Source organism: Octadecabacter dasysiphoniae, assembly GCF_021532615.1.
GTDB classification, from domain to species: Bacteria; Pseudomonadota; Alphaproteobacteria; order Rhodobacterales; family Rhodobacteraceae; genus Octadecabacter; species Octadecabacter dasysiphoniae.
In genome coordinates this window covers 790,227-812,925 of record NZ_JAKGAQ010000002.1, presented here as the reverse complement: position 1 = coordinate 812,925, position 22,699 = coordinate 790,227, and the positions used below count along the sequence as shown (strand labels likewise).

General features: G+C 55.8%; 21 protein-coding genes. 2 read left to right on the top strand and 19 right to left on the bottom strand.

The genetic code is table 11. From position 1 onward, the window contains the following. Positions 1–12: 12 nt before the first annotated feature. From L0664_RS10925 to bchF, 19 genes are all read right to left on the bottom strand, one after another. A complete protein-coding gene (locus L0664_RS10925) occupies positions 13–660 on the bottom strand; it encodes an ATP-binding cassette domain-containing protein (protein WP_235225860.1) in 648 nt (215 codons plus the stop codon). After that, positions 653–2,329 carry an ABC transporter permease gene (locus L0664_RS10920; protein WP_235225858.1) on the bottom strand — a complete coding sequence of 559 codons (1,677 nt, stop codon included), beginning with the start codon at positions 2,327–2,329 and terminating at the stop codon, positions 653–655. Before L0664_RS10920 ends, L0664_RS10925 begins: the two co-directional genes overlap by 8 nt. A 19-nt stretch (positions 2,330–2,348) precedes the next feature. Beyond that, complete coding sequence (locus L0664_RS10915) at positions 2,349–3,548, bottom strand: ABC transporter substrate-binding protein (RefSeq protein WP_235225856.1); 1,200 nt, start codon at positions 3,546–3,548, stop codon at positions 2,349–2,351. Beyond that, the gene (locus L0664_RS10910; protein ID WP_235226186.1) at positions 3,548–4,165 is read right to left on the bottom strand and encodes a CDP-alcohol phosphatidyltransferase family protein; all 618 of its coding nucleotides are present in this window, start codon (positions 4,163–4,165) and stop codon (positions 3,548–3,550) included. The genes L0664_RS10915 and L0664_RS10910 overlap by 1 nt, the downstream gene beginning before the upstream one ends. Positions 4,166–4,307: 142 nt before the next feature. Further along, a complete protein-coding gene (locus L0664_RS10905; RefSeq protein ID WP_235225854.1) occupies positions 4,308–4,769 on the bottom strand; it encodes a c-type cytochrome in 462 nt (153 codons plus the stop codon). 120 nt (positions 4,770–4,889) lie between these two features. Continuing rightward, positions 4,890–6,104 carry a 5-aminolevulinate synthase gene (gene hemA / locus L0664_RS10900; protein WP_235225852.1) on the bottom strand — a complete coding sequence of 405 codons (1,215 nt, stop codon included), beginning with the start codon at positions 6,102–6,104 and terminating at the stop codon, positions 4,890–4,892. Next, positions 6,094–6,894, bottom strand: coding sequence for a putative photosynthetic complex assembly protein PuhE (gene puhE, locus L0664_RS10895; RefSeq protein WP_235225851.1), 801 nt, complete (start codon positions 6,892–6,894; stop codon positions 6,094–6,096). Before puhE ends, hemA begins: the two co-directional genes overlap by 11 nt. Further along, complete coding sequence (gene acsF, locus L0664_RS10890) at positions 6,894–8,021, bottom strand: magnesium-protoporphyrin IX monomethyl ester (oxidative) cyclase (RefSeq protein WP_235225849.1); 1,128 nt, start codon at positions 8,019–8,021, stop codon at positions 6,894–6,896. The genes puhE and acsF overlap by 1 nt, the downstream gene beginning before the upstream one ends. Beyond that, positions 8,018–8,314, bottom strand: a complete 297-nt coding sequence (locus L0664_RS10885; protein WP_235225846.1) for a hypothetical protein — start codon at positions 8,312–8,314, stop codon at positions 8,018–8,020. The genes acsF and L0664_RS10885 overlap by 4 nt, the downstream gene beginning before the upstream one ends. 25 nt (positions 8,315–8,339) lie before the next feature. After that, positions 8,340–8,798, bottom strand: coding sequence for a photosynthetic complex assembly protein PuhC (gene puhC / locus L0664_RS10880; RefSeq protein WP_235225845.1), 459 nt, complete (start codon positions 8,796–8,798; stop codon positions 8,340–8,342). Between the two features lie 5 nt (positions 8,799–8,803). Next, a complete protein-coding gene (gene puhB, locus L0664_RS10875) occupies positions 8,804–9,436 on the bottom strand; it encodes a photosynthetic complex putative assembly protein PuhB (RefSeq protein WP_235225844.1) in 633 nt (210 codons plus the stop codon). 23 nt (positions 9,437–9,459) lie between these two features. Beyond that, positions 9,460–10,233 carry a photosynthetic reaction center subunit H gene (puhA, locus tag L0664_RS10870; RefSeq protein WP_235225843.1) on the bottom strand — a complete coding sequence of 258 codons (774 nt, stop codon included), beginning with the start codon at positions 10,231–10,233 and terminating at the stop codon, positions 9,460–9,462. A 16-nt stretch (positions 10,234–10,249) separates the two neighbouring features. Beyond that, positions 10,250–11,683, bottom strand: coding sequence for an MFS transporter (locus L0664_RS10865; protein WP_235225842.1), 1,434 nt, complete (start codon positions 11,681–11,683; stop codon positions 10,250–10,252). Next, a complete protein-coding gene (gene bchM, locus L0664_RS10860) occupies positions 11,680–12,366 on the bottom strand; it encodes a magnesium protoporphyrin IX methyltransferase (protein ID WP_235225841.1) in 687 nt (228 codons plus the stop codon). Before bchM ends, L0664_RS10865 begins: the two co-directional genes overlap by 4 nt. Further along, positions 12,366–13,268: a ferredoxin:protochlorophyllide reductase (ATP-dependent) iron-sulfur ATP-binding protein gene (gene bchL / locus L0664_RS10855; protein ID WP_268821640.1), complete on the bottom strand. Its 903-nt coding sequence runs from the start codon at positions 13,266–13,268 to the stop codon at positions 12,366–12,368. The genes bchM and bchL overlap by 1 nt, the downstream gene beginning before the upstream one ends. A 17-nt stretch (positions 13,269–13,285) precedes the next feature. Beyond that, positions 13,286–16,846, bottom strand: a complete 3,561-nt coding sequence (locus L0664_RS10850; RefSeq protein ID WP_235225840.1) for a cobaltochelatase subunit CobN — start codon at positions 16,844–16,846, stop codon at positions 13,286–13,288. Then, on the bottom strand, positions 16,818–18,338 hold the full coding sequence (gene bchB, locus L0664_RS10845) for a ferredoxin:protochlorophyllide reductase (ATP-dependent) subunit B (RefSeq protein ID WP_235225839.1): 1,521 nt from the start codon (positions 18,336–18,338) through the stop codon (positions 16,818–16,820). Before bchB ends, L0664_RS10850 begins: the two co-directional genes overlap by 29 nt. Next, on the bottom strand, positions 18,335–19,621 hold the full coding sequence (locus tag L0664_RS10840) for a ferredoxin:protochlorophyllide reductase (ATP-dependent) subunit N (protein ID WP_235225838.1): 1,287 nt from the start codon (positions 19,619–19,621) through the stop codon (positions 18,335–18,337). Before L0664_RS10840 ends, bchB begins: the two co-directional genes overlap by 4 nt. After that, positions 19,618–20,106, bottom strand: a complete 489-nt coding sequence (gene bchF / locus L0664_RS10835; protein ID WP_235225837.1) for a 2-vinyl bacteriochlorophyllide hydratase — start codon at positions 20,104–20,106, stop codon at positions 19,618–19,620. The genes L0664_RS10840 and bchF overlap by 4 nt, the downstream gene beginning before the upstream one ends. Positions 20,107–20,395: 289 nt before the next feature. Here bchF and L0664_RS10830 point away from each other — a divergent pair, with 289 nt between their 5' ends. Together L0664_RS10830 and ppsR are read left to right on the top strand one after the other, a co-directional pair. Further along, on the top strand, positions 20,396–21,208 hold the full coding sequence (locus tag L0664_RS10830; RefSeq protein WP_235225836.1) for a hypothetical protein: 813 nt from the start codon (positions 20,396–20,398) through the stop codon (positions 21,206–21,208). Between the two features lie 95 nt (positions 21,209–21,303). Next, on the top strand, positions 21,304–22,659 hold the full coding sequence (gene ppsR / locus L0664_RS10825) for a transcriptional regulator PpsR (RefSeq protein ID WP_235225834.1): 1,356 nt from the start codon (positions 21,304–21,306) through the stop codon (positions 22,657–22,659). Positions 22,660–22,699: the final 40 nt, after the last annotated feature.

Here is a 22,699-nt window from a genome sequence, read left to right as displayed (position 1 = left end):
CCCTTGCGGCGCTTAGTTTTTGGTTAGGCTTTCTAATTCAATGATCTTACCTCCGGCAGCTTTCGCATCTTCGCCGTCGTGGGTTACCATCAGGACAGGTAATTTCCTCTCCTTGGCGACGCGAAAAACCAGATCACGTACTTGGGCGCGCAATTCAGCATCAAGACGCGAAAACGCCTCGTCTAACAACAGCGCACTAGGGTTTGACAGTAGCATACGTACCAAGGCGACGCGCGCCTTTTGACCTCCCGAAAGGGTGGCTGGATCCCGATCAGAATAGCCCGACAAACCGACATCGGCCAATGCCGTATCAATTTTCGCACGCCGTGCTGTCATTGTTCCACCAGCCGGCATTCCAAATGCAAGATTTGCGCCAACACTCATGTGCGGAAACAGTAGATCATCCTGAAACAAAATTCCGATATGTCGTTGATGAGGAGGGCGAGAGGTAATGTCTTCACCATCCAGAAGGACTTGCCCCATTCCCTTAAAACCAGACGGCAGCGTGCCCGTGATAAAGGCCAGCAGCGTAGATTTTCCGACACCAGACGGCCCCATTACCGTCAAAACCTCACCCTCCGAAATATTGTAATCGACTTCAATCAGGGGTGATTGCCCCCTCAAGATGCAGACATTCCGCAATGTTAGACCCTTATTCATGCAATCCCCTCCGGTTGCGCCACACAAGTGTGGGGATAAGAAGCGCGAGCGTAAACGGCACCAATGCAGCAAACGTCTGCATGAGACCATAAACACCAATGGCGCGGCGATCACCCCCAGACGCAAGGGCCACAGCCTCGGTCGTCAGGGTCGAGACACGACCACCCCCAATCAGCAACGTCGCGAGGTACTGCCCCACGGAAACTGCAATTCCAACGGCGACGGCTGTTAGAATGGGGCGGGTCAGCATCGGCAGCCTGACTTGCCAGAAAATCCGGTTGGGCGTCGCACCCAGCGCACTGGCGACGGTGGCATTGCGCACGTCCCATGACCGCCACGGATCACCGAGCGAAAGAAAAACGTAAGGCAGCACAAAAACCAAATGCGCGAAGATGACCGGAACACGCCCGATGTCCGCGCCCAAGTTCAATAATAATGTCTGCAAGCCGGGTAAGAATGCAGTTTGCGGTACCAACAATGGCAAATACAGCAACCAAAGCCCGCGCCACGACAGACTGCGACCGCTCCGGTGCTCTGCCTCAAGGCACCCCAGAACCAGCACCAGTGCAAATCCAACGGCTACCCCTGCGACAAGAAATGTTTCCCCCAAGGTGGCTAATGCGTCAGGCCCATGGCGATCCCAAGATCGCCACGTGAAGGTATCGGGCCACACGTTCGGAAAGCTCCAGAACCCTGCGAAGGACCAAACGATCAGGCCGAGGATTCCGAACAGGATTGCACATGCGGACAACCCTCCGAGGATCAGGGAAACCACGCGCACAGGGCCGTCAAAACGACCGCGTCGCCCCGATGCAATCCAGTGGCACCCCAAATGAGCCACCGCCCTTTCACCGACCCACCAAAGACCAAGCGCGAACACGACCAGCCCAAGCTGCCACAGGGCCGCCGCGGCACCCGTCAAACGCATGGCAAGGTCTGGGTCGCTCATCCATTTGACGATCTGAACGGATAAGGTCGGGGGTGTTGACGGGCCAAGGATCACTGCAACGTCTACGACGCTCATGGAATAGGCGAGGACCACGTAGATCGGTAACCTGATCTGGTAATAGACGCGTGGAAAAACCGTCTTGAGCCATCCGGTCGGCCGCCCGTAACCAAGCGCTTGTGCCACCAGAAGGGAGCGGCGTGGCTGTGCCTGCCCCATTGCTGCGATGGTCATCAATAGAAGAAACGGAACTTCTTTAATCACAAGTCCTGCAATCATCGCAAGGCCAAGCGGGTCTTGCAGGATCAACACATCCGGTGGTCGATCCCACCCCGTCAGTGTGGGGGACATAAGGCGCGCAATCCAGCCCGAAGGTGTGATCAAAAATGCGAGGCCCAAAGCCGCCGCCGCATGAGGCACAGACAGCAGCGGTGACAAAAGCCGTTCAAGCACGCGGAACGATTTGGTGCCCGACCAACCGGCCGTAATAAAAGCAACGATAGCCAAAGACACCGACGTCGCAATGAGACCCGTCGTTAAAGAGAGCCGCGATGCGGCCCCCAAACCCTGCCAATCAAATAACGTGCGAAACGGGTCCAGCGATGGTCCCGATAGACCCGCCGCAGGTAAATGACCGAACGCAGGAAGCACCGTCCCCCAAAGGCCCGCAATCACGGGGCCGAGCATTGCCAACAAAGTCAGCGCTGGCAGGAAACGGAGCATTCCTTTCTTATGTCCAGAATTACTGGCCGGTGCCGTAGCGATCTGCCCAATCGTCAGCGATGCGCGTCATCCAAGACGGGTGTGGTTCCGCCTGAACAGACCCGAGGTCTGCTGGTGATAACGTCGCAATACCGAGGTCGAGCGCATCAAATGCAGCACGTTCATCTTCGCCTAGCGCATCCATGTTCAACACCGTGCCATAGCCGAGGATGTTGGGGTCTTGCGCGCGGGCCTGTGCCTCTGGTGACATCAAGAAATTGGCGACAACCATCGCACCAGCTGCAGAACCAGAGTTGTAAGGGATCGCCACAAACGACGCATTGCCGATGGTCCCTTTGTCCAAAACGAAGGTTCGCACGGTTTCGGGCAGTTCAAAGTTGGCGATGGCCGTAGATGCCGCACCCGGGCTGAAGGAAATCGACAGGTCCAGCTCACCATCCGCGATCAATGGGAACATAGCAGTCCCAGTTGCCGGATACGCGCGGCCCTCACGCCACAGGTGCGGCGTCAACGCGTCAAGATAAGCCCAAAGCGGGGCGGTGACTTCGTCATAATTTTCGTCCGTTGCTTGGGCCTGCAACACGGAAGGATCTTCGAGAATGTCGACCAAGGCCTGTTTCAGGAACGTCGTCCCCAGAAAATCCGGTGGCTGTGGATAGCTGAACCGGCCCGGGTTCGCCTGCGCCCACTCAAGCAATTCGCCCATAGATCCAAGGGTGTCGGGCATCGTTGCTGTATTATGCACAAACACGACCTGCGCCATGGCCCAAGGGGCCTCATATCCCTCAACAGGTACCGTGAAATCCGTTTGAACAGTCTTGCCTTCGCTGTCGACAACGGCCCAGTTCGGCAACTGTTCAGCAAATGGGCCAAACAGCAAATCCGCGTCTTTCATTGCGGCAAAGTTTGATCCGTTGATCCAGATCATGTCGATCGCACCGTCATCATCCTCACCGGCCTGCTTTTCGCTCAGAACACGGGTCACTGCGTCAGCCGTATCTGTCAGCTTCACGTGCTCAAGAACAACACCGTAGTCTTCCATCACGCGGTCACCGACCCATGCAATGAAGTCGTTCGTGGTCGTCGAACCACCCCAAGCATTCCAATACACAGTTTGGCCATTGGCCTGTGACGTGACGGCATCCCAATCAGATGGATCAGGGTTCGCAAACGCGAACGTCGGGGCAGCAAGTGCCGCAATCAAAGCGAGGTATTTCATTAGTCTTCCTTCATGGTAAAAACGCGCCTTGCGGCAAAGAGACGTAGGGTTGCGGTGGCAAAGCACAGCGTCCCGAATATCCAGGCAAGCATCGCGAAAGACGATGCAAACAGGCACAGCAGAACAAAGAACGCGATTGTTTCTGTGCCCTCAAGCAGCCCGTTGGAAAAGTATAACGATTTGACCCCTTGGGCAGATGTTTCCATATCACGCTTTTCGGCGAGGATGGCATAGCCGAGGAAACTCGTACCGTTGAAATAGAAGCTCGTCAAAAGGAACGCGCCTGCAATGGCATTGGCAGCGGGATCCATAACGACAAACGCAAACGGGATCGCACCGTAGAATAGAAAATCACATGCAATATCGAGGTAACCGCCAAAGTCCGTCTTCCGCGATGCACGCGCCACGGCCCCGTCCAAACCATCCGCAATCCGGGACGCCAAAAGGGGCACCAATGCCAGAACCGGCAAACCCACCGCAATCAACAGTGCCGCAAACAAACCAAGCCCCAGACCCGTTAAAGTCACGCCGTCCGCCGTCACACCACGCGCCGCGAGCGTTCTGCCAACAGCGTTTAACGGCGGGTCGATAAGTTTTCGGGCGGCGGCGTCCAGCATAGGACCTCTCATGTGTCTGAGCCGTGTTGTGCAGCAACCGACACCATCGCGCAATCGCGGTGACACGAATGTTACCAGACGGCCAAAACGAAAAAGGGCCACACAAACTGTGCGGCCCCTATTCAATCATTCAAAGCGATACTTAGTTGGATTCAGCTTCTTCTGCACCGAACGTCGCGAGATACGCGTAGATGTTAAGTGCTTCTTCTTCGTCGCGAACACGGTAGGCCATTTTGCCCCGCGCACGGTTGTTGTCGAGGGTTTCACGCAGCCAGCCTGTCGGGTCCTGTACGTATCCAATGAACAGTTCTTCGGTCCAAACAGTTCCGTCGTTCATTTCACCCACTTCAACAATGGAATCGCCGTAACGGAAATCTTCGACAGACCCAATCTGACGACCCGCAACCGCATAAAGGTTCGGACCTGTGCGGGCGTTGCGACCAGCCAATACTTCACCGTCTGCGTCAGCCACGATGTGACATGCAACACATTGGCGATTGAACTGCTCTTCGCCTGCGGCGGCGTCACCGGTTGCGGCATGGCCGTCAGCGAATGCAGGTGTCGCCAAAAGTGCCGCAGCAGCGGCGTAGATAAACTTAGTCATAGGTGTTCTCCCTGAAACTTGGTCGTGTCGTTCGCGGTGGTATACCGCATCGGATAGAAAGCTAGCTTATTGATTATCGCCGTCCAGCAAAAATAGTGAATTGGCGCCAGTTATACGATATCAAGCCACCGCATGGGCGATAGCGCATTGTTTCCAAAGGACAGTCAACGCCGCCACAAGATGTGCAATATCGTCGTCCGTGTGCAATGGCGACGGTGTAAAACGCAGTCTTTCGGTGCCTTTGGGAACCGTCGGATAGTTAATGGGCTGGACGTAAATGCCCCATTCATCCATCAAATAATCCGCAAGCATCTTTGTCTTTACGGGATCCCCGATCATGACGGGCACGATGTGGCTGTTGTTCTCCATGTGTGGAATGCCCTGTGCATCCAGCATTCTGCGCAGTCGGGCAACCTGACGGCGCTGACCGGCACGTTCCAACTGGCTTTCCTTCAAGTGTTCAATTGATACGCGTGCAGCGGCGGCAACGGCGGGCGGCAAGGCGGTGGTAAAAATGAAACCGGACGCAAAGCTGCGGATGAAGTCACATAGCGCGGCGGACCCGGTGATATAGCCACCAACGCAGCCAAACGCTTTGCCCAATGTGCCCTCAATCAAGGTAATCCGGTCTGCGAGGCCAAGCTCTTCGGACACACCGCCACCACGTTCTCCGTACATGCCAACCGCATGGACTTCGTCAATGTAGGTCATTGCGCCGTACTTTTCGGCCACGTCGAGGATTGCTTCGATCGGGGCGATATCGCCATCCATGGAATACACGCTCTCGAATGCGACGATCTTGGGGTGATGGGCCGGAATCGCGCGCAGCTTCATCTCAAGGTCTTCGACATCATTGTGCTTCCACAGGACTTTGTGTGCGCGCGAATGACGGATGCCTTCGATCATTGAGGCGTGGTTGCCGGCGTCAGACAGGATGACACAGTTCTCAAGACGACTGCCAAGCGTCGAAAGACTGGCCCAGTTGGACACATAACCGGATGTAAATATCAGCGCCGATTCTTTGCCGTGCAAGTCTGCCAACTCGCGTTCGAGCAAAAGGTGGTCGTGATTTGTGCCGCTGATATTGCGTGTACCACCCGCGCCAGTGCCTGTGCGTTGTACGCCTTCAACCATCGCGGCAATGACTTTGGGGTGCTGGCCCATGCCAAGGTAGTCGTTTGAACACCAAACGGTTACGTCGCGCACGCCATCTTCTGCGTGGCTCGCTGCGCGCGGAAACTTACCCGCCTTGCGTTCGAGTTCAGCAAAATACCGGTAGTTCCCGTCGCCCTTGAGAGCATCGAGTTGATCGTTAAACAGGGCGTCAAAGTCCATGGGTTTCTTCCTTGGCAGTTATTCGTTTCTGTGCCGGCAGCATCCACCGCCAGAGTTTTGCGTCAGGCAGCGGGATCACCATGAACCAGTGTTCCAGCAGCGCGAGCGCACAAAGAGATGTGAGTAAGGCAAAGCCTGTGGCTTCAACCTGCGTGTCGGCCGTTATCAACAACTGCGCAAAGCACGCAGTTGCAAACGACAAGACCGTGACGGACAGCGGGAAAAACGCTGTTATCGGACCCTTGGTCATGTGGGTCTTGAGGTGCTGCAGCGGCAGCGGGAGGAATTCAAAATTGATGCGTGGCACACCAAAAAACAGGTTCAGCTTGGCGCTGATACGGGCGAAAAACAGGATCGCATAGGTCCACATGGCAATGGTGTTATCGGACCCTGTGGTCACGATTACGATGAAAGCCATCCCCACCAGCAACATGATTTCATGATACGCAAGCGCGTCCCATGCTTTCCAGAATCTGTCGGTGCGGGGGGCATTGCGCGAGGCGACGGCGCGTTCTGGCCCGGTGATCACACCGGATAAAAACGAAAGCTCGATCCAACCCCAGATCGCCAAGGCCCCGAAGAACCCCTGGTATAAACCCGTCATTCCAGTGTTGGAGATCGACAGGATCACGCCCGCCACGCCAAGCGCGAGGACTGGAACACTCAGGAATACTGCACGATTATAGGCATTGCCGCCCGTACGATCAGCCGCACGGATGACAAGCAAAATCAGCCCGGTGGCAAACCACCAGGTAAAAAGCGCGACGAGAGATGCGCCCCAAACAATCATCAATAAGCAGGCTTCATGAGGGTTTCCTGTGGAACGTCATGCTTGATCGCGGGGATCGTATACAGCGACACAAACGCGAATGCCGCCTTGGCAGACCCTAGTGTTTTGCCAATAAATCCACCGATCCCGCCTGCCTTTTTGGCATTTGCAATCTGCACGTTCGCCACCTGCATCCGTTCCAGATTTTTCTGCCAACGCGGGTGTTCAATATCCAGCATCAACGGGTAGATTTGCCCGGTCAGCACGGACGTCTTTGTGAACACCTCATGGGCGTACCAATCAGGATCAACGCCCAGCGCTTTGTGAAATTCGGGGCGCTGATGGTCACGCACATACATCGTGGAATACACAGCCGTCAGGAAGAACTTGATCCACAGCTTATTGCTGAACGATTGCGTCAGTTTCGGATCTGTCTTCAACAACAACGCGAACGCCTCGCCGTGCGAAAATTCATCGTTGCACCATTCCTCAAACCATTTGAAAATTGGGTGGAACCGATGTTCAGGATGCTTTTCGAGGTGACGGAAAATCGTGATGTAGCGCGCATAGCCGATCTTCTCGGACAGGTATGTCGCGTAATAGATGAACTTGGGCCGAAAGTACGTGTACTTCTTGGATTGCGTCAGGAACCCAAGATTCACGGCAATACCCGCCTCGCGCAGGGCGTCATTGATGAAACCTGCATGACGGGCCTCATCACGGGCCATCAACTGAAACAGCTGTGTGATGTCGGGGTTGGACCCACGACGCTTCATTTCTTTGTACAAAACGCAGCCAGAAAACTCAGCCGTACAGCTCGAGATCAGGAAATCGATAAACTCGCGCTTGAGTTTCGGCTCCATCCCATCCCAATCGACTTCATCCCAATCAGCGTTCTTTTTGAAATGGCCCTTGTTCGGATCGCTCACCATTTGCGCGATCAGTTTGTCCCAATCTTCGCGAACAGGGGTCACGTCGATCTTGTCCATTTCGTCAAAATCGGTTGTGTAAAACCGTGGTGTCAGCAACGTATTCTGCATCGCAACGGCTGTGGCATCTTCGTTGGTCAACGGCGGCAGCGCCTCTTGCAACGCAATCGCCTCTTCGGCAGTTGCCGCACCGGATGAATGTTTTGCTTGAACGTTCATGCCATCACCTCATCGCTGAATGAAAACTCGCACAATTCCATGAATTCAAAATCACCCGTTGCGCGGGTCCACATGCGCTCCACTGTGGATGCACGGGTGATTGTCGCCATGCGTTCCTCTTCGACCATCTCACCGAAGGCCGCCATGATTTCTGCACCGTGAACAAGCACGCTATCACCTGGTCCCACGACACTGCCGTCTGTGAATTTCACGTGAGCGGACAGTTCCTCAAATCGGTGTGAAATGGTGACCACGCAGGGCACCTCTTCTTTCGTTCGTGTCAAAAGGCCCATGGGGTTCCCTCCTTTTAGATCAGTTTCAATCAAGCAGCTTGGCGAAAGCGGCTACATTATCAGCACCATATCCGATCAACTCCATCGACCAACCGGTCGCTGGGTCGTGGATTCCGTAGGTGCCACTCTCTCGTTTCAAGATCGTGATCGGCGTGTCATTGGCCAGACCCGCAACTTCGCGTTCGCGGCGCACTGCAATTCCGATCACCCCGATAAAGCCCATCTTGTCGTCACCGGATGCGGCGATCTGGTTGCCGTCCATGTCAAACACAGTCGACATCCCCTCGCGGGAGCTGACGAACTGCACATCCATTTGCGCCACGATTGGCGTTTCTTGATAGACCGCTGACTGTGGTACATCCGCCCACTGCGCGTAGGCGACAAGACACAACGCCGCGAACATCAGTCCAAACATAGACCGCACCAAAAACAGCGGGACCATATCGTGATCGCGGTGCTTCATCTGTTGTTCAAGTGCTGACATTGAATCTACTCCGCTGCGACTGCGTTGGCGTGGCTGGCACGTTCGACTTTGGGTTCAAACACGCGTGCCTCTGCCGCTTCTGCAAAGATCGCCGCGACCTTGTGTGCATCTGGAATGGACCGGAAGGCAGGCTGGGTCTTTGACATATGCCAAGGGCGCACATGCGGCCATGTCATCATATATGAAAACCGTGTGTCCCCGATCAATTCAAACGCAAGCGTCCCGTGGCCGGATTTCTTGGTATCCAACCCAGCATTTCCGATCTGGGTGTAAGGCAGGTTCAACGTCATCGTCAGGGCTGCACCAATGCGCATCCCGACACGTTTATTGGTCAGCGTATAAACCGCCGAACGGGCCTGCATATAGGCCAGCCCAAAGATCAACAGACACGCCAGCATCCCGACCACAAGGAACGGGATGCCGTGCGCTAATGCTTCACCAAACGGCACGTAGGTGGAGGACACGCCTACACGCCACACGGTAAGAACGGCGAAATATCCCGCAACCCAAGTCAGGCCCAGCGCGTCACGCGCCAATCGCAAGGGTGCCGGGCTGCCCTGCCAAAGGATGTGTTCACCCTCTGGCAATGCTTCTGGCAGCCCCCTTACGGGTTCAAACTTGAAATCATCATGAGACATTTATTCGTCCTTTCAGTACGCGATTAGATCTGAGGCTCAAGCCGCGCTTCAGAGGCGTACAAAGTACCACCAGCGTAGTAGCCGGTGATCTTATCCTCTTCGAGAAGCGTAACTTCGTCATTCTTTTTGGTTTTCGGGATGCCCTCAAAGTTGTGGGCATAAAGGGATTTCACCACGATGCGGTCGGATTTGACGCGGCAAAGGTTCATCGGGATCAGGCGCGTGTTGCCTTGGCCTTCCGGGTTCAGATCAAGCGTCAGATAACGCACCATCGCTTCTGGCACATCGACCCACATATCTGTGACACGGCCAACGACGTCGCCGTCGCCCGACACAACCGGCTTACCGCGCGGATCATGCCCAGCGGTATGTGCAAAATCAGGCAAGCTGGACATCGGGCGGATCTTAACATGACCGTGGCCATCAAGTTCAGGCACATCGCGGCGCGGCGCCCAGGATGCTGGACCAACACCGTCCAACATCGGATCGCCTGTGGGGACAAACGGCGAACCCGCGGCCTTGGACGTGCGGGCCAATGCAAGGTCTGGGCGATCTTTGCGCGCGCCCGACGGGAACGTCATTTCGCCACGATCATGCGGCAACTTGAACGTCTTGTCCTTTGGCAAAGGGAACGGGCCTTGGTTTGGGGCGATGTTTCCATCGTCATCCTCTAGCTCGTAACCTTCGCGCATGTTTTCGGTCTGGAGGTAATACACCAACCCCGCAAAAAAGAGCCAGAAAAGCCAGATCGCGGCACTCGCCAGATCAAAATTTCCAAAAAAGTCTACGCCAACCATGGGTATGTCCTCCGTATTAGGTCGGGAAGTCCGCGAGGCCGAATTGGCCCTCACGGTCTTCTGTCACGGCCCTGACCCGCACAAGCGGGCCCAAAGCAATGAGGGTTAAGAAAAGCAGTCCGATCTCGGTGTGATAAACAACCGAATATCCTGTGGCAGGCGTGGCGAGCGCCTCCCCGAAGGTTCCCTGAGTAGCAAGGCCACCGACAACGTCCCGAAGGCCGCCACCGATCACCGTCGAAAGCCCGGCAGCAGTGGCCTGAGCGGCCCCCCACGCACCAAGCGCAAGCCCGCGTCCGGCGATTCCTTTGGCAGGCATCGTCATAGCGGCCGTTAAGGTGGCGACGGAAAACAAGCCGCCCCCCAACCCGATGGCAAACGCGCCACCGAAAAACATAACTGTTGAATTCAAAGGCGCTGCGAAGATCACAGCCGTAAACGCGGCCAGCCCCACCAAAAGACCACGACCCGCGATGCGATACGGATCGGTCGCGCGGCCTAGCCATTTTGCGGCGGCGGCAAACCCAAGCAATGCTCCGATCGCCCACGCAGCTGTCAGCAACGTCGTGGACGACACTGACAGGCCAAGGATTTCACCCCCATAGGGTTCCAGCAAAACATCCTGCATGTTGAACGCCATGGTTCCAAGGAACACGACAACCAACAAACGCCCCGCACTGCCGCCCGACATCAGATCATCCCAAGCATCGCTGAATGCGGGCTTCGGTGCTGCGCGTTCCTCGCGGCTCATCGGGCGGACCTTTTCCTGCTTCCACAGGGCGGTCAGGTTCAGCAACGCGGTCACAACAGCGGCGCCTTGAACGACCTGCACCAGTTTCAAGTCACTAAAGTCCCGAAGCAGCGTGCCGATGATAATCGCTGACACCAGCATCCCCACAAGGAACATCACATACAAAAGCGCGACGACCCGTGGCCGCGTTTCATCATCCGCACGATCTGCCGCCAATGCCAAACCAGCCGTCTGCGTCATATGCATACCCACACCGGTCAGCAAAAACGCCAGACCCGCGGCGAATTGCCGGAACCCTTCGGGCACATCAACGGCGGTATTGCCGGACAAAACCAGCAAGGCCATCGGCATGATCGCAAGGCCACCAAACTGCCACAGGGTGCCGAACCACAGGTATGGAATACGCTTCCAGCCAATCGCACTTCGATAGGTGTCGGACTTGAACCCAAGCAGTGCACGGAACGGCGCGGCCAGAACCGGAATCGCAATCATCAACGCGACGATCAACGCGGGCACGCCCAATTCCACGATCATCACGCGGTTCAACGTGCCGAGCAACATGACCCCTGCCATGCCGACAGACACCTGGAACAACGACAGGCGCAGCAACTGGCCCAGCGGCAAACCTTCGGACGCTGCGTCCGCGAACGGAAGCATCTTAAGCGTCACTTTCTGAAGGTCAGACGCGCGGAAAATCATGGGCGCCCACCGAACCGCAAACACTGCGAAATATAAAAACCTGAGGTCACACGCTCGACCTCGGCCAGCTTTCCCTGCACGCCTGCAATCCGCAGATCGGACGCCAGTTTCGCTGTCTTGTGCGGGATCATGACCGGCGAGCGGTCAGAGCGCGGGAATAGTTTTCCAACCCGAAACATAGCCATCAAAAGCGGCGTGCGCGGCGCGAGGGTAAAGACAAACTTCCCACGAATACGGCTCTCATTTGCCTTCAAAAGGCTCACCAGCATCGCGTCAGAATAATAAATCATAGAATCCATCGCGACGGCGTGATCAAACGTACCGTGCGCGCTGTCCAGCATGTCACCCGCATGAAACGTAATCTGCTTGCGCAAACGGTCAGGGCATCGTGCCTCGGCGATCTTGATCAACTCAGGCGCGATATCGATTGCAACGACCTGCGCCCCGCGTTCGGCCAAAGCGACGGCCTTGGCACCCGTGCCGCACCCGGCGTCCAGTACGCGCAAACCCGTCAGATCGGCTGGCAATTCAGCCAACATGATATCACGCATCTTGTCGCGACCAGCCCGTACAGTCGCGCGAATACCGGACACGGGCGCGTCCGATGTCAGACGCTCCCATACCTTGGTCGCGGACTTGTCGAAATAAGTTTCGACGCGGTCTCTGGTCGCCTCATAGGTCATCAATCAAAACCCAACAGTTCGAAAATTTCACGATCTTCCAGCGGCTGCGGCGCGGACCCTGGAAGCGTCGTCGAATTATACAAAGCCTCGGCCATACGGATATATTCCGCCTGACACGCTGCCACATCGTCATCCAGATCCATCGCGAACAGTGTCTTTTTCTTCAAACGCGAACGGCGGATTGCATCGACATCGGGCATATGCGCGATCCGGTTAAACCCGACTGTACGGCAATAGCGATCAACCTCGTCCGTGTCTTTGGATCTGTTGGCGACACAGCCAGCAAGGCGGACATTATAGTTCTTCGATTTGGCCTGAACGGCGGCGATAATCCGGTTCATCGCGTAGATGCTGTCAAAATCATTCGCCGTCACAATCAGCGCGCGATCAGCATGCTGCAACGGGGCGGCAAAACCACCGCACACAACATCGCCCAGCACGTCGAAAATCACAACGTCGGTGTCTTCCAACAGGTGGTGCTGCTTAAGCAACTTTACCGTCTGCCCAACCACGTAACCACCACAGCCCGTTCCAGCGGGCGGGCCGCCAGCCTCAACGCATTTCACACCACCAAACCCTTCGGTGACGAAATCCTCTGGCCGCAGTTCTTCTGGGTGGAAATCCACCTCTTTCAGAATATCGATGACCGTCGGCTGCAACTGGCCTGTCAGCGTGAACGTGCTGTCATGCTTTGGATCACAGCCAATCTGCAACACCCGCTTGCCCATCTTCGTGAAGGCTGCGGACATGTTCGATGACGTCGTTGATTTGCCAATCCCGCCCTTGCCGTAGATCGCAAAAACCTTCGCGCCTTCGATTTTCATGCTCTCGTCTTGGTGGACCTGCACGGACCCTTCTCCGTCAGCGCCTTTTAAGATCGGGGGTGATTTGTCTAAAGCCATGATAATTCCCTTTCCGGCTATTCAGCCGCAATACCTTCGAGGCGGTCTTCTAGGGCGTCGGCTGCGTCCTGAAGATCTGCCAGTGTTTGTTCATCCGGTTGCCAGTAGTCCCGGTCGCTTGCCTCAAGAAGGCGGCTTGCCATGCGAACCGACGCCTGCGGGTTTAACGCCGCCAGCCGTTCACGCATTTCTTCGTCCAACACGAATGTTTCGCTCAGTTTCTGATAGACCCACGGATCGACCTGCCCCGTCGTGGCGGACCATCCCAGAGTATTCGTGATATGCGCTTCGATCTGGCGCACGCCTTCGTGGCCATGATCAAGCAGTGCCTCAAAGAAGCGCGGGTTCAACGCGCGGCTGCGTGTTTCCAGTGCGACTTGATCTTTCAGGGTACGCACCTTCGCCGCGCCGCGCGTCTGATCACCAATATAAACGGCGGCTTCATCGCCACCCTTGGCGCGTTTCACCGCACGAGCGATCCCGCCGAGTGTATCAAAGTAATGGTCAACCGTGGTTACACCCAGCTCAACACTCTCGAGGTTCTGATAGGCGACATCGACGTCTTTCAACGCGGCTTGCAACAGGCTCGGGTTTTTGGTGGCCTTACCGTCCATGCCGTAAGCAAAGGATTTGCGCGCTTCATAGGCGTCCGCCAATTCGTCTTCGTTATCGAACAAGGAACTATCGACCAAGGAATTGACGTTGGACCCGTAGGCACCCTCAGCGTTTGAGAACACACGCAAGGACGCCGCTTCCATGTCACACCCCATTTCATTCGCATAGGCCAGCGCATGGGCACGCACATAATTCTGATCAAGCGGCTCATCCGCCATCGCCGCTTTGTACGCAGCCTCGGCCAGCATCCGCGTTTGCAATGGAAGCAGATCACGGAAAATACCGGACAACGTCATGATGACGTCAACGCGCGGGCGGCCCAATTCAGCCAGCGGGATTAGATCAGCGCCACACAAACGGCCATAATCATCAAACCGCGGCGTCGCACCCATCAGTGACAAAGCTTGCGCAATCGGCACGCCATCAGATTTTATATTGTCCGACCCCCATAAAACCAAGGCCACCGTGCGCGGCAGGCTTTCATGGGTTTCGATCAAAAGATCGGCCTGCTTCACACCATCGTTCATCGCGAATGCCGTGGGCATACGGAACGGATCAAACGCGTGAATGTTGCGGCCAGTCGGCAAAATATCGGGTGAACGGATCACGTCACCACCTGGCACAGGTGCGATGAATTTCGCGGACAGGGCTTTCATCAACCCGTCCAGTTCACCATCGCTGCGCATCTTTGCACGGGCATCAGCACGGTCTGCGGGCGTTGCAAATTCCATCAGGTCAAGCATGCCATCAAGGGCCGCATCATCCATTGGTGCCCCGACGATGTGCAAACCATCAGGGATCAGCGCGTCCTCGGTGTCCAACAAAGAAAGCCACAGCTGGTCGGGCTTGGATCCGTCCATGTCAACGGCGTCAGCTTGAACGCAAATCAGTGCCTCCAACTCGGCGCGGGCCGCATCATCGGCAGGCATTGCACGCCAGCGACCCAATGAATCTTTCAGCTCTGCCAAACCTTTATATAGGCCCGCAGACTGCAACGGCGGCGTCAAATGCGTGACGGTTATTGCACCAGACCGACGCTTCGCCAAAGTGGCCTCGGATGGGTTGTTTGCCGCGTAAAGGTAGATGTTCGGCATCTCACCGATCAACCGATCAGGCCAGTCCTGCGCCCCCATACCCGCCTGTTTGCCGGGCATAAATTCCAACGCGCCGTGCATACCAAAATGCAAAACCGCATCAGCTTGGTAGGTGTTGCGGAGCCACAGATAGAACTGCGTGAACGCATGAGTCGGGGCAAATCCCGTTTCAAACAACAGGCGCATGGGATCGCCCTCATAGCCGAAGGTAGGCTGCACGCCGACAAACACGTTGCCGAAATGTGCGCCAAGAATAAACACTCCGCGACCGTCTGATTGCACCTTGCCGGGGGCCGGACCCCAAACAGCCTCAACGTCATCCAGATACGGCGTATGTCCGACGATATGATCTGCGCTAACGTGGGCGGCAACATTCGCCTCTTGCCCGTATTGCTGCGCGTTTCCTTTTAGAACGATAGCACGCAATGCATCCACATCTGCGGGTACATCCACATCGTACCCGTCACGTTTCATACGGGTCAGGGTGTTGAACAGGCTTTCAAACACGCTCAGGTACGCCGCCGTGCCGACAGCCCCCGCATTGGGTGGAAAGCCGAATAGGACAACGGCAACCTTTTTATCGGCATTCTGTTTGCGTCGCAGATTCGCCATCCGCTGGGTCTTCTCCGCAAGGGCGTCAATGCGCTCAAAACAAGGGGCCATTGTCTTTTGGTCGCTTTGCGGTGCGCACATGTGCGCACAACCCTGACAGCCCTGCGGCCCATGCCGCCCCGCGAATACAGTCGGGTTAGACGCGCCATCAATTTCGGGCAACGCAACAAGCATTGTGGTTTCAACGGGCCCCAAACCCTGCGCAGACTCGGCCCATTGGCCAAGCGTCTGAAACTCGAGCGGCTGCGCATTGATATAGGGGACGTTAAGATCAGTGAGGGCCGAAATCGCCGCGTCGTTGTCATTGTACGCAGGTCCACCGACAAGACTGAATCCGGTCAACGACACCATCGTATCGATACCATCAAAATACGCATCCATCGCAGGACGCCCATCAAGACCGCCAGCGAAAGCGGGGATCGGCTGCATCCCTTTTTCTTCAAACGCGCGAATGACGCGATCGTAATGCGCCGTATCCCCCGCAAGGATATACGACCGCAGCATCAACACCCCGACCTTGGGGCCATTGATCTTGGGCAAATCAGAAATATCCGTGCTGATCCCATGATCAGGTAGTTCTGGGTGATAAATGCCGACTTCGGGATATTCGATGGGCGCCTGCACAGAAATTCCACGCCAATCAGCGCGGCTGGAATACTTCGACAACAGCATGCGCAACATCTGTTCGATATTCTCGTCAGATCCGCCCAGCCAATACTGCATGCACAAGAACCAGTTGCGCAAATCCTGTGCCTTACCAGGGATCAGTTTGAGAATTTTGGGAAGACGGCGCAGCATCTTCATCTTTTTTGCGCCAGACGCTGTGTCGTGCGATTTTGCAGGCCGCAGCTTTTTCAACAACGCCATCGGGCCGGACGCAGGCTTGGACATGTCCAGCTCGCCCATTTTGGTCAGCTGCACAATGCTCGCGTCCGTCACCACACCGACGAAGGCGTCACAATCAGCACGCCGCGCCGCCATTACAGGCACAATCGCGTTCAGGTGGTCTTCGAGGAACAACAGCGTGCTCACGACAATATCTGCCTTGGCGACTGCATCTTGCGCCGATTTCTGCGACGCCGGATCATTTTCCCACTCAGCCGCGGCAAACACATCCACACGCAGCCCCAGGAATTCCGCAGCCAGCTTGGGCGACACACGTGCAATTGGGCCAGCGGTGTGCTGGTCCAACGTGATAATCGCCACGCGGTAATCAGGATATGTCACTTCATCGCGCAAAGTGTGCTTTCGCCTCATACAAAGTGTCTTTGGAGATTTCATGCAGGCCTTTTTCAGCCGCAAAAGTTTCGGTGTTCCGGCGCGCCTTACCACGCACAAAGAACGGGATTTTCCGCAATTCTTTTTCCGCATCGGCCAGCCAGATCACATTATCGTCCGTTACAGTCTGGACGGCCTCGGCTTCTGCGACACGCTCTTTCGCTTGGCCACCGTGATGGGACGCACCCGCATCATCGTGGAATTCGAAATCGTCGCGGAACATGTGCAGCAGGTGTTCTTCGAGGCCCATGACAAGCGGGTGAACCCACGTATCAAACATCACATTCGCGCCCTCAAACCCCATCTGCGGAGAATAGCGGGCAGGGAAATCCTGAACGTGGACAGGGGCAGAAATGACAGCGCAAGGAATGCCCAGACGCTTGCCGATGTGGCGTTCCATCTGCGTTCCAAGGATCATTTCTGGCTGGATCTTTTCAATCGCTTCTTCGACCTCAAGGTAATCATCCGTGATCAACGCCTCGACGCCGTATTCTTTGGCGACTTTACGAATATCGCGGGCCATTTCCCGGTTGAAACATCCAATTCCCGCGACCTCGAACCCCATTTCATCACGCGCGATCCGCGCTGCGGCCTTAACATGCGTGCCATCACCAAAGATGAAAACGCGCTTGCCGGTCAGATACGTTGAATCGACGCTTGCGGCGTACCATGGCTGGCGCAAACGGCTGTCATCGGCGTTACACGCAAGGCCCGTAATCTCGCGCACTTCAGCAATGAAATCGCGGGTTGCGCCAACACCAATCGGCACGACCTTTGTATAGGGCTGGTCAAGGTTGCTTTCACACCAGCGCGCTGCGGCTTCTGCGGTTTCGGGGTACATCAAAACATTGAAATGCGCGGCACCCATGCGGGCGATGTCGGACGGCGTGGAATTCATCGGGGCGCAAACGTTTACGTCAATGCCCATGTCTGACAGCAACCCTGTCAGTTCTTCGATGTCATCACGGTGACGGAATCCAAGGGCAGTTGGCCCAATTAGATTACAAGTCACACGCTTTGTGCGTTCCATCGGTTTGGCAAGGTGGCGGACAATCTGAAAGAACGTCTCGTCACAGCCAAAGTTTTCTTTGCGCTGATAGCTGGGCAGTTCAAGCGCGATGACGGGGATGTCGAAATTCATCCGCTCGGCCAGACCGCCGGGATCATCCTGAATCAGCTCAGCCGTACACGACGCACCAACAATGATCGCTTCTGGGTTAAAACGCGCGATAGCATCGCGGCACGCATCTTTGAACAGATGTGACGTATCCTCACCCAAATCGCGGGCCTGGAATGTCGTATAACTCACAGGTGGGCGGTGATTGCGGCGTTCGATCATCGTGAACAACAGATCGGCGTAGGTATCGCCCTGCGGCGCATGCAAAACGTAATGCAAACCTTTCATCCCAGTCGCAACGCGCATGGCGCCAACATGGGGTGGGCCCTCGTATGTCCAGACCGACAGCTTCATTCTGCTGCCTCCAGACCAAGGATATTGCGGCGGCGCACAGGGCGGCTGAACAAACCGGCAAGATCACCTGCCTGTTCGTAGAAATGTACGGGCGTGAAGACCAATTCGATAGCCCACTTGGTTGTCAGCCCTTCGGCCTCGAGCGGATTAGCAAGGCCAAGACCGCACACTGTCAGATCAGGGCGTGCGGCGCGGGCGCGATCCAATTGCTTATCGACATCCTGACCTTCAGAAATCTGCGGGCCCGCGGGCAGCAGATCCATATCAGGGCCGTGAATTGCGTCATGGATATATGGCATACCGACTTCGATCGGCTGCATCCCGCATTCACGCGCAAGAAAACGAGCCAACGGAATTTCCATCTGGCTGTCGGGCATGAAAAACACCGACTTGCCGCGCAAAGCCTCGGACGCCTTCGCAACCGCAGCGCGCGCACGGGCGCGGGGTGCATCCGTCACACGGGCGAACGTCTCGGCATCCACATCAAACTCATGTGCAATCGCCGCGAGCCACGCAGTCGTCCCTTCTTCGCCATACGGGAAAGGTGCAGGCAAATGGCGGGCATGACGGCGCAGCAATGCGGCGTGGGTTTCACCCAAAAACGGCTGCGTCAGCGCAAACACCGTGTTCGGGCCCACTGACAATTCATCGGCGGCAGTGCGCGTCGGCAAACACCGCACCGTATCAATCCCAAGATCGCGCAGAAGATCCAGCATCTGATCTTCGACAACATCCGGCAGCGCGCCAACGACGACCAACTGGCGCTTGTCTGTTTCCGGCAACACCGGAACCATGCACGCAAGGCAGGCGTCCTCACCTTCGGTAAATGTCGTTTCGATTCCCGAACCGGAATAATTCAACACGCGAACGTTTGGCCCGTGCTTTTGCGACTGCCGTTCAGCAGCTTTCGCAAGATCGAGCTTGATCACTTCGGACGGGCAAGACCCCACAAGGAATAGCTGCTTGATGTCAGGCCGTCGGGCCAGCAATCTGTCAACCTGGGCGTCCAGCTCGTCTTGTGCATCCTTCAGACCGGCTAAATCACCCTCTTCCAGAATGGCCGTCGCGAATCGTGGTTCGGCGAAAATCATAACCCCGGCAGCGGACTGCAAAAGATGCGCACACGTGCGCGACCCAACAACCAAAAAGAACGCATCCTGCATCTTGCGGTGAAGCCAGATAATCCCCGTCAAACCGCAAAAAACCTCGCGCTGGCCTCTCTCTTTTAGGACCGGCGCGGTACGGCATCCGCCGCCCGTTGGAGGGGTAGGAATATAGGTCATACCACCACCTCTGCATCCAGTCGCGCACGGCGTAATTTCCAGATAAATTGCCCAGCGTTCACGACGTAGGTCGCATAGGCCGCAAGGGCGATAATCATCAACGTCGTCGGTGACCAGTTCGTGCCATAAAGCCCAATGATATAAAGGGTATGCAGCGCAATCACAGCAAAGCTAAACACGTCTTCCCAAAAGAACGCGGGCGCAAACAAATACTGCCCGAACACAACTTTTTCCCAGACCGCGCCGGTGATCATAATCAAGTACAACAGGGCGGTTTTGGCAACGACACTATCCGCCGCCACGGCGTATCCGTTGCCCGTGCTCAAATAGCGGACAACCAACACCAATGAGACAAGAAAAACCACAAACTGAATGGGCGCAAGAATGCCTTGGATCAACGTCCAGATCGTCGCGTCCCGGCGGGCGCGTTCATCGGTCGTATAAAGCTGGGTTTTCCCGGACTGTGGCGTTTGGCTATGCCGCATAGAATCGCGTTCCCTGTCGTGTCTTGCCTGTTAAGACTACGCGGCGAATCCCATATGTGTCAATTTAGATTTACACTGTCAGGGTTTACACTTTCAATGTGTCAGACTTTGCAAAACCTTCCTGTTTTCTCTTATTTTAGGCTTATTTTGATGCGACCATCCACCGAGTACGGGGTCAAATGTCAATTACCTTTGACATTAAAGTCCTCGTAACGGACAATAGGTGTGTTGATTGGTTTACATATGGAAGGGCATCCCTCTTCCATCTCCGATCAGATCGGAGTTTACGATGGCAGAGCAGTCCAGGACAAATCGTACAGACCCGCTAGGCGCTGTCAAAAGCCCCTCGGTTGACGCCCTTGCCACCAAAGCCCTGTCACTTGTTGCTGAACGCAACGCCAAAGCTGCCCAGGATTTTGATCCAGACGTTGGCACCCGTCTTCGCGATGCCGCAGCCGAAAGCAGCCATAACCCCGTTCCAGAGGTGATCAACCAAATGCTCGAGGCGGGTATTCCCGCTGAATCGATCGCCTGTATCTATATACCCTATGCCGCACGGCAGATGGGCGATGATTGGTGTGATGACACTCTCAGCTTTGCGCGAGTCACGATTGGCACCGCACGCCTACAAGCATCTTTGCGCACACTGGGTGCCGATTGGGCATCCCACGGTTATTCCGAAGACCCCAACGACGACAAAGGCGTGGTCGCGATTATTGCCAAAGACCCATTTCACACATTGGGCGCCATGGTGCTTTGCGGGCAATTGCGCCGACTGGGCCTATCAGTACGGCTCGCAATGGGCGCCACCTCGCAAGAGCTGCGCGCCATCTTTGTAACAACACGCTTCGATGCTGCGCTAATTTCTGCCAGTTCCTCCGAAAGCCTTGATTCCCTGAAAGAATGTGTGGATGTTGTACGTCAGTCCTCCTCAATCTGCCCGCCGATCATCATCGGCGGCAACATTTTGGATCAAGACGCTGATGTTCAATCCCTGACAGGTGCGGACTACACGACAAACGACCCTCTGAAGGCACTTGAACATTGCGGAATAACAACCGTGACGCCAAACGAAACGCGTCACACAGAACGGCGGACTTAGAGTATGGTACACGGGCCGATGGAAGACGTGGCCCGATGACTCCTCGGGGCACCAAATATTGGGATACCGGGGCCATTCCCCTGCTTGCACCTGAAATGTTGGGTGACATCATTTCTGCGCTCGCGGATATCGCTCTTGTTGTGGATGAAACCGGTCAGATCGCGTCAATTCTGACGAGCCCGGACAGTGATTCATTCGAAAATATCTCGGACTGGGAACATCGCGACATCCGCACTGTTTTGTTGTCTGAAAGCGTCCCTAAATTCGACCGCGCCCTGCGCACGTTTCTGGCTGGTGAAACAACGCCGCAACCAACGCAGCTGAACCATACAGATGAATTGCGCGATTGGGGCTTTCCGGTCAATTACACGTTCCACCGCGTTGGGCCTGATGGGTCAATCCTGATGCTCGGGCGCGACTTGCGCCCGATTTCGGAAATGCAGCAACAACTGGTCAAGGCCCAGATGGCGCTTGAACAGGATTACGAACAGCAGCGCGAATACGACACCCGCTTCCACGTTCTCATGGAATCAACCCGCGATGCATTTATCTTTATCGCCCAAGGGTCCGGCCGTGTGGTTGAGGCAAATACCCTCGCTGCGCGTCTTTTGGGCCGTGATCGCAACGATCTGACAGGGTCAGCCTTTGCGCAAGAATTCGACGGTCGCCGCAAAGGCGAAATGATGGATGCACTGTCCGCAGCCGCCGTCGCCGAAGGCACGACAAGCGTGCCGGCTCAAACGCGTAAAGGCGGCAAAAACGTCCACCTGTATCCGATCCTGTTCAGGGCATCGGGCGAACGGATGTTGCTGTGCCGTATCGATCAAAACGCCGGCGAAAACGCAATGTCCGACGCGCTGCCGCGCAACCTCAATGGTTTGTTTGAACAAGGCGCGGATGCCATCGCCTTCACGGACGCCGAAGGTGCTATCGTCTCTGTTAACGAAGCATTTTTGGAACTGACCGACGTCACTCATTCTTTGAATGTTAAAGGCCACTCGCTTGGCGATTATTTGCACCGTGGCCATGTCGACCTGCGTGTTCTTCTCGATAATGCGGCGCGCAGCGGGCATATTCGACTCTATTCTACTAAGATTACGGGAAATTATGGCGCATCACGCACCGTGGAAATTTCAGCGACCTATCTGAACCACTCCGAAAACCCCGGCTATGCGTTTATCCTGCGGGATGCGTCCCGTGCAGATGCCGTGCGGGTGTCACCAGCGCCTGTGGGCGAAGAGAACGTAAAATCGGTGATGGAACTCGTGGGCTCCGCGACCCTCAAGGAAATCGTCGCAGAAACCACCGATGTCGTTGAACGGATGTGTATCGAAACCGCGATTGAACTGACATCGAACAATCGTGTCGCCGCCGCAGAAATGCTCGGCCTGTCGCGCCAGTCGCTTTATGTGAAACTGCGCAAGTATACGCTGCTCAACAAGAACGACTGATCCACCAATTCTGTTCAGGTCTCGCGGTTGCAGCAGGAAT